The sequence below is a fragment of the Actinoplanes sp. NPDC048791 genome (assembly GCF_040650095.1).
Taxonomy (GTDB): Bacteria; Actinomycetota; Actinomycetes; order Mycobacteriales; family Micromonosporaceae; genus Actinoplanes.
In genome coordinates, this window is the sequence record NZ_JBEZGQ010000212.1 from 1 (window position 1) to 10635 (window position 10635).

At 71.0% G+C, this 10635-nt stretch carries 5 protein-coding genes, 11 tRNA genes and 1 pseudogene; 2 read left to right on the forward strand and 15 right to left on the reverse strand.

Annotated elements, in window-relative coordinates:
* The coding region (locus AB0C29_RS17650) for a BTAD domain-containing putative transcriptional regulator (protein ID WP_360821353.1) at positions 1-2904 on the reverse strand (2904 nt) is incomplete at its 3' end.
* Between the two features lie 442 nt (positions 2905-3346).
* Here AB0C29_RS17650 and AB0C29_RS17655 point away from each other — a divergent pair.
* Positions 3347-5773, forward strand: a complete 2427-nt coding sequence (locus AB0C29_RS17655; protein WP_360821360.1) for an immune inhibitor A domain-containing protein — start codon at positions 3347-3349, stop codon at positions 5771-5773.
* Between the two features lie 61 nt (positions 5774-5834).
* Here AB0C29_RS17655 and AB0C29_RS17660 read toward each other — a convergent pair whose 3' ends face one another.
* A complete protein-coding gene (locus tag AB0C29_RS17660) occupies positions 5835-6869 on the reverse strand; it encodes a hypothetical protein (RefSeq protein ID WP_360821355.1) in 1035 nt (344 codons plus the stop codon).
* Positions 6870-6947: 78 nt separating this feature from the next.
* Between AB0C29_RS17660 and AB0C29_RS17665 the strand changes: the two genes are divergently transcribed.
* Entirely contained in the window at positions 6948-7433 is a 486-nt protein-coding gene (locus AB0C29_RS17665) for a permease-like cell division protein FtsX (protein ID WP_360821357.1), read from the forward strand.
* Here AB0C29_RS17665 and AB0C29_RS17670 read toward each other — a convergent pair.
* The 13 genes and pseudogenes from AB0C29_RS17670 to AB0C29_RS17730 form a co-directional block, all read right to left on the reverse strand.
* Positions 7430-8593 (reverse strand): MFS transporter, encoded by a 1164-nt coding sequence (locus AB0C29_RS17670; RefSeq protein WP_360821358.1) that lies wholly within the window; start codon positions 8591-8593, stop codon positions 7430-7432. The two genes, AB0C29_RS17665 and AB0C29_RS17670, sit on opposite strands and share 4 nt — an antisense overlap.
* An 84-nt stretch (positions 8594-8677) precedes the next feature.
* Positions 8678-8752: transfer RNA gene (locus AB0C29_RS17675), tRNA-His, on the reverse strand.
* Between the two features lie 21 nt (positions 8753-8773).
* Positions 8774-8845: transfer RNA gene (locus AB0C29_RS17680), tRNA-Val, on the reverse strand.
* Positions 8846-8852: 7 nt separating this feature from the next.
* A tRNA-Asn gene (locus AB0C29_RS17685) sits at positions 8853-8926 on the reverse strand.
* A gap of 10 nt (positions 8927-8936) precedes the next feature.
* Positions 8937-9029, reverse strand: a tRNA-Ser gene (locus AB0C29_RS17690).
* 31 nt (positions 9030-9060) lie between these two features.
* A tRNA-Ala gene (locus AB0C29_RS17695) sits at positions 9061-9133 on the reverse strand.
* A gap of 9 nt (positions 9134-9142) precedes the next feature.
* Positions 9143-9215 (reverse strand) — tRNA-Thr (locus AB0C29_RS17700).
* A gap of 10 nt (positions 9216-9225) precedes the next feature.
* Positions 9226-9298: transfer RNA gene (locus AB0C29_RS17705), tRNA-Leu, on the reverse strand.
* A gap of 5 nt (positions 9299-9303) precedes the next feature.
* Positions 9304-9377: transfer RNA gene (locus AB0C29_RS17710), tRNA-Gln, on the reverse strand.
* Positions 9378-9448: 71 nt separating this feature from the next.
* Positions 9449-9520: transfer RNA gene (locus tag AB0C29_RS17715), tRNA-Gly, on the reverse strand.
* Positions 9521-9647: 127 nt separating this feature from the next.
* Positions 9648-9720: transfer RNA gene (locus AB0C29_RS17720), tRNA-Gly, on the reverse strand.
* A gap of 161 nt (positions 9721-9881) precedes the next feature.
* Positions 9882-9954, reverse strand: a tRNA-Trp gene (locus tag AB0C29_RS17725).
* Between the two features lie 281 nt (positions 9955-10235).
* Positions 10236-10635, reverse strand: a pseudogene (locus AB0C29_RS17730) (hypothetical protein); the annotation flags it as partial.

Below are 10635 nucleotides of genomic sequence, written 5' to 3' on the forward strand. Positions count from 1 at the left end.
GCGGTGCGGCCCGCCGGTGACGTCGGCGGCGGCGAGGCCGTCGTGCGCGCGGGCCTGCTCGAACCGGTCGCCGATCTCCCGCGCCAGCAGCAGCGCCTGGTCGTGCTGGCTTCCCGCCTCCTGGTCGTCGCCGGCGGCGCGCAGCTCCTGGCCGAGGTCGTTGAGCGCCTCGGCCTCGCTGGCCCGGTCCCCGATCCGGCGGTGCAGCAGCAGGGCCTGGCGGAGCTGACCGGCCGCCTCGGTGAGCCTCCCGACCCGGGCGTACACGGCGGCGAGGTCGGTGAGGACGTACGCCTCCGCGGTGCGGTCGCCGGCCTGCCGGACCGCGGCGAGGCTCTGCTCCAGGTGGATGCCGGCCCGTTCGAGGTCGGCGGGCTGCTGGGTGAGCCGCGCGAGCAGGGAGAGCACGTACGCCTCGCTGAACCGGTCGCCCAGCCGCGCGAAGAGCGCCAACCCCGACCGGAGGCGTCCGATCGCCTGGGTCTCGTCGCCGAGCCGGGCGTCGACCAGGCCCAGCCGCACCGAGGCGTCGGCCTGCCCGGCCTCGTCGCCCAGCTCGCGGTAGTGCGCCCAGGCCCGTCGATAGTGCTCCGCGGCCTGCCGGTAGTCGCCCAGCCGCCAGTGCACGCTGCCCAGGTTGCGCAGCGCCACCGCTTCGGCGGCGCGTTCACCAAGGTCGGCGTAGAGCAGCAGGGCCTGCCGGTAGGTCTCGGCCGCCTCGCCGAGCCGGCCCTGCCGCCGGTGCAACCGGCCCAGATCGGACAGCGCCCGGGCCTGGGCCTCGCGGTCTCCGAGGGCCCGGGCCGCGGACACGGCCGCCGCGGTCACGGTGACCGCCTCGGCGACCGGGCCGCCGGCGTCGAGATAGCGGAACATGGTCGCCGCGATGGTGACGGCGTGCCGGTACCAGCCGTGCGCGGCACCGTACGTGCAGGCGGCGGCCAGGTTGGGCCGTTCCGCCTCGATCCAGCTGCGGGCCGCGTCCGGGTCACCGCCGGTCGCCGGGTCGTCCGGGTGCAGCGCGTTCATCGCCGCGACCGAACCGGCCAGATAGTGGTCGAAAACCCGGGTCAGCGCGGCCTTCCGCGCCGGCGCCGGGTCGTGCTCGGTCGCCAGTTCCGCGGCGTACGCCCGCAGCAGGTCGTGCATGCCGTACCGCCCGCCCCGCCCGATGTACACCAGGCTGGCCCGGACCAGCACGCCGAGCAGCCGCCGGGCCTCCCCCAGGTCTGCGCCGGTCAGCGCGGCCACCGCCGCGACGTGCACGGTGCCGCCCGGATGCAGGCCCAGCAGCCGGAAGACCCGGGCCGCGTCGGCGGGCAGATTCTGGTACGACCACGAGAAAACGGCGCGGACCGCGGCGCGCGGATCGCCGCCCGCGTCCAGCAGGTCCAGCCGCAGCTGATGGTCGCCCAGCTCGGCGACCAGCTCGGCCAGCGAGACGTCGCTGCGCGCCGCGGCCAGCTCGGCGGCGATCCGCAGCGCCAGCGGCAACCGGGCGCAGGCCGCGGCCAGGTCGGCGGCGACGGACGGCTCCCGGTCCACCCGGGCACCGATCAGCCGGCGCAGCAGGCCCACCGCGTCGGCCAGGGGAAGCAGATCCAGGTTGACCCGCTCGGCGCCGTGGACGGCCACCATGCCCGGCAGCGAGTCCCGGCTGGTGATCAGCACCAGGCACGAGCCGGTGCCGGGCAGCAGCGGCCGGATCTGCTCCACCGACGAGGCGTTGTCGAGCAGCACCAGCATCCGGCGGCCGGTCAGCTCGGAGCGGTAGCGGCCGGCGCGCTCGTCGGTGCCCAGCGGCATCTCCGGACCGCGTACGCCCAGCGCGGTCAGGAAACCGGCGAGGGCGTCGGCGACCGCAACGGGCTGCTCGGCGTCGTAACCGCGCAGGTTCACGTACAGCTGGCCGTCGGGGAACGCCTCCCGCACGCGGTGCGCCCACCGTACGGCCAGGGCGGACTTCCCCACCCCGGCCGTGCCGGAAAGCAGCGCGACCGTCAGCGGCGGCTCGTCGCCCTCGGGCGGCGCCAGCAGGCGGTCCAGCGCGGCCAGTTCACCGGTACGCCCGGTGAAAGCGCGCACGTCCGCGGGCAGCTGGGCCGGCACCGTCGCGGGCGCGGTCACCTGAACCGCCGCAACCGGGGTGTCGGCGACCGGGGCGGCCAGGGTCGGGTCGGCGGCGAGGATGCGCTCGTGCAGCCGGCGCAGCCCGGCGCCGGGATCGCTGCCGAGCTCGTCGGCGAGGCGGCGGCGGATCAGCCGGTACTGCTCGTCGGCGTCCGCTTGGCGGCCGCACCTGTACAGCGCCAGCATCGACTGCTCGGCGAGCCGTTCGTCCAGCGGATGGTCGGCGACGGCGGCCGCCAGGGCGGGCAGCAGCTCACCGTGCCGGCCCAGCCGGAGCAGCACGTCGTTGCGGTCGAGCTCGGCGGCGAACCGTTCACCGAGCAGCAGCCGCCGCATCGCGTTCAGCCACGGGGTGTCCAGGCCGGCGAAGGGCTCACCGCGCCACAGGCCGAGCGCCTGCTCGATCAGCTCGGTGGCCGACCGGTCGGATTCGGCCGCCCGGGCATGGGTGACGAGCCGGCGGAAAAGGTGCAGATCCACCACCTGCGGGTCGACGGTCAGCACGTATCCGCCGGCCCGGCGCTCGATCGTCACCTCGGCGGCGTCGGCGACGGCCCGCCGCAACCGGGACAGATAGCTGTAGAGCGCGCCGGTGGCCCGTTGCGGGGCGTCGGCGCCCCACACCCGGTCGATCAGCTGGTCGACCGTGACCGGCCGGCCGGCCTCGACCAGCAGCACGCCCAGTACAGAGCGCTGCCGAGCATGCCCGAGCTCGACGGGCCGGCCGCCGACCCGGGCCTCCACGGCGCCGAGCACCCCGAACTCCGCCGCCAACTGACCTCAGCACACCCTTCGCCTGAACGCTTCCCACCAGGGGATTCAAGAAATCTACAAGGAACTTGACCAGTCTCCCATGCTTCGCACAAGGTCCGCCGACGACCATTGGATCCGTTGCAGGGAACAGGTCGCCCTCGCCCGGTTACGCAGCGCGTACGGGGGAATCGGGACGTTGAGGTGAGACCAAGAGCGACGGGCGACCTGCCCTGCGACAAAAGCCGAGCTGACCGTGTGTGTACCGGTATAGCCGACGAGTCGCTTGTTGCTCTTGCCGAGCGGCGTCGCGCAGCCGACCCCGCCGAGGTCTTCCCTTCTGAACTCGTCGATGTCTACGTTCCTTCACAGGCCTTGTACAGGTCCACATTCGATCCGGCCCGTCCTGCCTGATCGGCGGGGGCGGCATGACGATCGCGGAGGTTCGTCCGTGCGAAAAGCCTTGGTGGGATTATTGAGCCTGAGCCTGGCGTCCGGAGTGGGCGTCTCGCTCAGTCCGGCGGCGGTGGCGGCTCCGCCAGCCGATACGACGGCGGCAGCGCCGTCGAAGAACGATCCGGGCGTGGCCAGCGACGAGCTGGTCAACCCGCTGGAGAAGAAGCGGCGCACGCTGCGGGACAAGGCGGTCAGTGACGTCCTGTCCGGCCGCGCGAAGCTGGAGAAGCGCAACGGCAGCACCGTCGTCAAGGTCGGCCAGGCCGCCGGCGGTGGCGCTTTCGGCGGCGAGGCGCGCAACCGCCGCGGCGCCAAGGACAACCGGGACCAGTACGTCGAGCTGGCCCGCGAGCAGACCGACCGGATCTTCGTCATCCTCGCCGAGTTCGGTGACGAACGTGACCCGCGCTTCCCGGACAAGGACACCGACCCGACCACGCCCGGGCCGCAGCGCTTCGACGGTCCGGTGCACAACCAGATCCCCGAGCCGAACCGGGCTGTCGACAACTCGACCGTCTGGCAGGCCGACTACAACCGCGACCACTACCAGAACCTGTACTTCGGTCAGGGCCGCAACGTCGAGTCGGTCAAGACGTACTACCAGACGCAGTCGTCCGGCCGGTACAGCGTGGAGGGCACAGTCACCGACTGGGTCAAGGTCAAGTACAACGAGGCCCGGTACGGCCGCTCCGGCGACGACCCGACCGACGCCAACGGCGACGACCCGAACGTCTGCTCCAGCAACGTCTGCAACACCTCCTACGACCTGGTCCGGGACGCCGCCAACCAGTGGGTCGCCGATCAGGAGGCCCGCGGGCGCACCAAGGCCCAGATCGCGGCGGAGCTCAAGACCTTCGACCAGTGGGACCGGTACGACTTCGACGCCGACGGCAACTTCAACGAGCCGGACGGCTACCTCGACCACTTCCAGATCGTGCACGCCGGCGGCGACGAGGCCGACGGTGACCCGTACCAGGCCGAGGACGCCATCTGGAGCCACCGTGCGTTCGCGTACGGCGACGACGAGGGTGACCGCGGCCCGGCCGGCAACCTGCTGGGCGGCACGGAGATCGCCGACACCGGCCTGTGGATCGGCGACTACACGATGCAGCCGGAGAACGGCGGCCTCAGCGTCTTCGTCCACGAGTACGGCCACGACCTGGGCCTGCCCGACGACTACAACGTGCTGACCGGCGGCACCAACAACAACGAGTACTGGACGCTGATGGCGCAGAGCCGCCTCAACGCCAAGGGCGAGCCGCTGGGCACCCGCCCGGGTGACCTCGGCGCGTGGAACAAGCTCCAGCTCGGCTGGCTCGACTACGAGACGGTGGTGGCCAAGCAGAAGCGCACCCTGACCCTCGGGCCACAGGAGTACAACAGCAACAAGGCGCAGGCGGCCGTCGTGGTGCTGCCGAAGAAACGGGTGACCACCGAGTTCGGCGCGCCGTTCTCCGGCTCCCGGCAGTACTTCTCCGGCAACGCCGACGACCTGCGCAACTCGATGACCCGGCAGTTCGACCTGACCGGCGCGACCGATCCGGCCCTGTCGTTCAAGGCCCGCTACAACATCGAGGAAGGCTTCGACTACCTGTACGTCCGGGCGTCGCTCGACGGTCAGCGGTGGACGGCCCTCGACGGCACGGTCAACGGGCAGCCGTTCGGACGGGACGGGGCCAACCCGCCGCGACCGGCGATCGACGGCAGCACCGACAACCAGTGGGTGGACGTGAACGTGCCGCTGGACGCGTACGCGGGCCAGAACGTCTACCTGCAGCTCTACTACCGCACCGACGGCGGTTTCTCGGCCGGTGGCTTCTTCGCCGACAACATCCAGGTCACCGACGGTGGCACGGTGCTGTTCAGCGACGACGCCGAGGGCACCACGCCGTGGACGCTGAAGGGCTTCAGCACCGTGGGCACCAGCTCCACCGGCGACTACGACAACTACTACATCGCCGGGCACCGGACGTACGTCTCCTACGACCGCTATCTCAAGACCGGCCCGTACAACTTCGGCTTCCTCAACACGAAACCGGACTGGGTCGAGCACTACTCGTACCAGCAGGGGGTGCTGATCTCCTACTGGGACCGGTCGCAGGTCGACAACGACACCAACTGGCATCCGGGTCAGGGCCGCAACCTCTACATCGACGCCCACCCACGGCCGCAGTACCGGCTCGACGGCCTGCCGTGGAGCGCGCGCATCCAGGTCTACGACGCGCCGTTCGGGCTCCGCAAGGCCGATTCGTTCACGCTGCACATCAACGGCCAGCCGTCGTACCTGCGCGGGCAGGCGGCGCAGCCGCTGTTCGACGACACCAAGAAGTACTTCTACGAGGAACTGCCCAACCACGGGGTCAAGCTCCCCGCGGTGGGCGTGAAGATCCGCGTGCTGGAGGAGAACGGCACCTCAGCCAAGATCCGCATCTCGTGATCCGCTGACATGTCACACGGTGCCCGGGCGGGTCGCCCGGGCACCGTCGTGTCCGGACCGGTCAGCGGCTGATCAGCCTGAGCAGGACGGCGCCCTGGTCCGGGCCGTACTTGGCGGCGTACAGGTCCGACACGCGTTCCTGGGTCTGTGCGCCGGCCTCGGCCAGGGCGTACCGCTGCCGGCCGTCCCCGCACACGGACACCTCGTGGTCGGGGTGGAAGGCGTGCGGCAGGGCGACCGGGTTGACGTTGACCCAGTGTTCGCCGTCGTGAACGACGTACGGGAGCTCATGCTCGACGACCGCATCCGGGACGGTGAAGCGCAGGCACATCCGGTAGTGCTCGGTGATGGTCTGCAGGCCGGTGCCGTTCCACCGGTTGTCGAACGCCTCCAGCGCCAGACCGCCCAGGTCGCCGCGGACCCTGACCTCACGCTGGTAGTTCTCGCTCACCCGGCGGTCGCGGAACAGGCCGTAGGAGAGCCAGTCGTCGACCCGGTACATGGCGTGCGCGGGACCGGCGGAGCTGATCCTGACCCGGAACAGCTCGGCCGACCGGGGCGGCAGGTCGTGCACGATCGCGTCGAGCTGCTCGATGTTCTGGCGCATCAGGGCCACGGCGTCGGTCGGGCTCACCTGCCGGGCCCGCTCGGCGGCGTCCGGGCACGACGGATCGGTCAGCATGATCCGGAAGTGCACCCCACGTTCCAGAGCCGCGCGTACGGCGAGAGCGAACGTGCGCTCGAGCCGCGGCTCCAGCAGCCCGGTCCAGTACTTCCAGATGTCCACCTGGTCGGTGGACCGCTCGATGCGCCTGATCACCTCGCGGTAGTCGAGCCGGTTGCGCCACTTCACCGCGTTGCGGTTGAGCGAGAGCACCAGCGGCTGCAACACGAGCACGGCCAGCACCAGGTCGAGCATGTTCGACCCGATGCTGATCCGCAGCTCGGTGGCGAAGTTGTCGACGTGCCGGATCGGATAGAGCAGCAGAAATCCGGCGAGCAGCAGGAGCGCGCCGATCGCGGCGTACACGTAGGACAACCAGTGCCGGCTGCCCGGCAGTCGCGCCCGCCGCCAGAACCCGAACCGCTCCCCCATCGCCCCATCGTCGCAGCGCGCGTCGAATTGATCCAGACAAGCGTCGATTCCTTGCGCGCCGCACTAGCATTACTGGCCGTGCGCATCTTGAAGATCGTTGTTGTCCTCCTGCTGGTGGTGGCCGGGTCCGCCGGGTGCGGCCTGTTCGGCGACGACGCCGGGCCGTCACGGGACGAGCAGATCCAGAAGATCCTGGACGAGAACGCGTCCTTCACCGTGATCCTCAAGAACGAGGCGACCCCGGCGCAGCGTACGGAGGTCGAGACGGCGCTGCGGGCCCTTCCGGGCTTCACCGGCCTGACGTTCATCGACAAGCAGGCCGCGTACGAGAAGATGCACAAGATGTTCTCGGCCGATCCGTCCGACGTGGCGGGCATCAGCCCGGAGAACCTGCCGGAGAGCTTCGAGGTGCGGATGACCGACATCGCCGCGGTCCGCAAGCTCCGCGACGACGAGCGCCCGGTGAAGAGCCTGTCCGGCGTCGACCAGCTCGTCTTCACCTGCCTGACCGTGGCCGAGTGCAAGGACCAGTACTCCCCCAAGCCGACCGCGCCGCCGTCCTAGTCGCGGCGCCACCGGACCAGGACTCCGGCGACGACCAGCAGCGCACCGCCCGCGGTCAGGGCCACGAGCATCCCGGTCCGGCCGGCGACGAGGGCGATCGCGAGGCCGCAGACGATCTTTCCCGCGTACTCGGCCTGGGCGAGCAGCGAATGCACCGTGGCCCGGACCGCCCCGGCGGCCCGGGCGTTGACCCGGAGGGTGCCGAAGGTCCGGGTCAGCGGCAACGCACCCGCGGCCAGCAGTACGGCGGAACTGCCACTGAACGCGTCCGGGGCGAACGCCAGGCCGACGACGCCGACCGCCGCGACCCCGCAGGCCAGCACATAGGGGTGCGCACCGCCCAGTCCGGCCTGCCCGAAGCTCAGGGCGACAAACCCCGAGAGACACATCAGCACACCCAGCCCGGTGAACCAGAGAACCGGATCAACGGCCGGCGCGAGGGCGACCAGCCGCAACGGGTACAGCCGCCCGAAGGCGTCGGCCACGCCGCTGACCAGGAACGTCGCGGCGAACACGGCGATCAGGACCGGGCTGGTACGGACCAGCGCCGACCCGCGTACCAGGATCGACCGGGCCGCTGCCCACCGATTCGCCGGCGCCGGAACGAAGCGCCGCTCGGGAAAGGCGGCAACGTACAGGCCGAGGAGCGCCATGGCTGCGCCGGCGAGCACCATCGCCGTGGTCCGCCCGGTGAGCCAGGCCAGCCCGCCGAGGCCCGCCAGCCCGGCGACGGTCCCGGTGAGCTGGGCCTGCTCGGCCCGGATCAGCACCACCGGGACGCGTAACGGATCATCGAGCTCGTCGCTGATCCAGGCCACGTCCGCGCCGCTGGCGAAGGTCCACGACAGCCCCCACAGCATCTGCGTGGCCAGCAATGACAGGAAGTCGCCGACCAGTGCGGTGGCGAGCATGGCGGCCCCCATGAGCACGTGCGAGACCACCAGCGACCACTTACGGCTGAGAGTGTCGGCGACGACCCCGGCCGGCACCTCGAACACCAACGCCACCACGGCCTGACCGACACCGATGAACACCAGCTGGGACGGGCCGAGCCGCGCGTCGACGACGAGGTAGACGCTGGTCACCAGCCACCAGCCGCGGTGCAGCACGGCCCGGCACCACGTCCACCGCATGTAAACGGTGCCCAGGTCAGCGGTCACGGATCCCTCTCCACAGCGGATGACAGGCTGGAGGCCGAAGCCGGATTCGAACCGGCGTATCCCGTTTTGCCGACGGTCCCTGAGGGTGACTGGCCGGATTCGAACCGGCGACCTCCGGGGCCACGACCCGGCGCTCTGGACCAGCTGAGCTACAGCCACAACTTCGGCCTGTCCGGCCAGTGCCCGCACCAGGGATCGAACCTGGGACATCCGCCGTGTGAAGGCGGCGCTCTCCCGCTGAGCTATACGGGCGGGACGGCTCCGGCGGAAGGACTCGAACCTTCACCTGTACGCATTAACAGTGCGCTGCCCTGCCGATTGGGCGACGCCGGATCGTGCAGCGCGGAGAGCGAGGGATTCGAACCCTCGGCAGGGGCTGGTGCCCCTGCGGCGGATCAGCACTCCGCTGCCTTCAACCGGACTCGGCCAGCTCTCCAGGACCACCGACCCTCGGTGGCCTTCTTGCGTGGACCCGGCCGGAGTCGAACCGGCCACCTCCCGCTTGCGACACGGGCGCTCTACCAGATGAGCTACGAGCCCAGGGTTCCGAGCCAGCGGCGGGACTCGAACCCGCTACCTCCCGATTACGAAACGGGTGCACGACCTGTCGTGCTCCACTGGCCTGCCTTGCGTGCCCTCGGCGCGATTCGAACGCGCACTGGCGACGTCCTCAACGTCGGGCCTCTGCCGTTGGGCTACGAGGGCGTGAGCTGCGGGCGGAGGATTCGAACCTCCAACCTCCCGGTTCAGAGCCGGGTGTGCTGCCGGGTTGCACCAGCCCGCAGAGGGCCGGCGGGGTCGCGGCCCCGCCGGCCGGTCGCCGCGTCAGACAGCGCGCGACCCAGGGTGTTCCGGAGCGGCTACCGGGACTCGAACCCGGGACCTCGACGTTGGCAACGTCGCGCTCTACCACTGAGCTACAACCGCGTGGGGTGCCGGGAGGGGCGGCGGAGATCCGCGTTGGCCGGGTAGCTACTCCCTGCCGGCGAGCCACCGCGGGATGCGACCCGAGGTAGCCGGCGCGCGGGCTTCCGCCGTCCCTTGCCCGGCTCCGAGCGGCCCGCGGGCATCGAACCCGCTGCTCCGGTTTGGAAGACCGGCGTGTCCGCCGAGTTCACCAGGACCGCACAGAGATGGTGCCGTCGCCCGTCCGGGGGTCGAACCCGGTCCTGGAGGATCGAGAGTCCGGTGGTCTACCTCCCTCAGCCTCACGGGCGTTCCTTGTTTCTGTCATCCGCTGTGGAGTTGTCAAGCGCCGTTGCCGCCGGCCGGGGCCGGGGCGACCAAGCACGGGCGGCAGGAGTCGAACCCGCAACGCACGGTTTTGGAGGCCGTTGCTCTACCGATTGAGCTACACCCGTAGGGATACGAAAAAGCCGCCCGACCCGGCAGGGGTGGGCGGCGGCTGTGCCGAGGTGCGCTAGCCGCGCCGCCTGCCCGATTCGTGGTTGCCGTTGCTGCCTTCACTGACCGCACTGAGCCGCCCGGTCAGGGCGACGGCAGCCTCGCGGCACGGCGTGAGCCGGTGCGCGGTGTTCGAAGGCTGCCACAACATCTCGGTCTCCTGACCATCTCGGTGCGTCTCGGTGGTGATCCATACGGTAGGCCCGCCCCCGCCGGGCGGACAACCGATTAACCGGCCTCAGGTGTCGATCTTGTCGATGCCCGGGGTGACGGCCGCCGGCCGGTCACTCACCGTGGTCCGCGCGGCCGGGCGGTTGCTCCCCGTGGCCCGCAAGGCCGGCCGCTCGCTCACCGTGGCCAGCGCCGGCGGCGGCTTCCGGTCCACGTCCCCGGCGTCTCCCTCTTCGGCGATCGTGCGGTAGGTCAGCGACGCCGCCCGCTGCGCCGCGAGCACGGCAGCGAGCGGGTGCAGCACCAGCCGCACCCCCGACCCGGCCAGCTCCGCGCCGGGCAAGCGCCCGCGGCCACTCGCGGTCTCGGATCGGTTCACAGCCAGCGGTACGGCGGGAAGTGCAGCTCGCAATCGACCGAGATCGTCCGCCTCGGAGATGTCCTCCGGCAGGACCGCGTCCGCCCCC

Excerpts from the sequence above, each read along its gene's own strand:
- AB0C29_RS17660 (WP_360821355.1), bottom strand. The coding sequence starts at position 6,869 with ATGGGGGAGCGGTTCGGGTTCTGGCGGCGGGCGCGACTGCCGGGCAGC.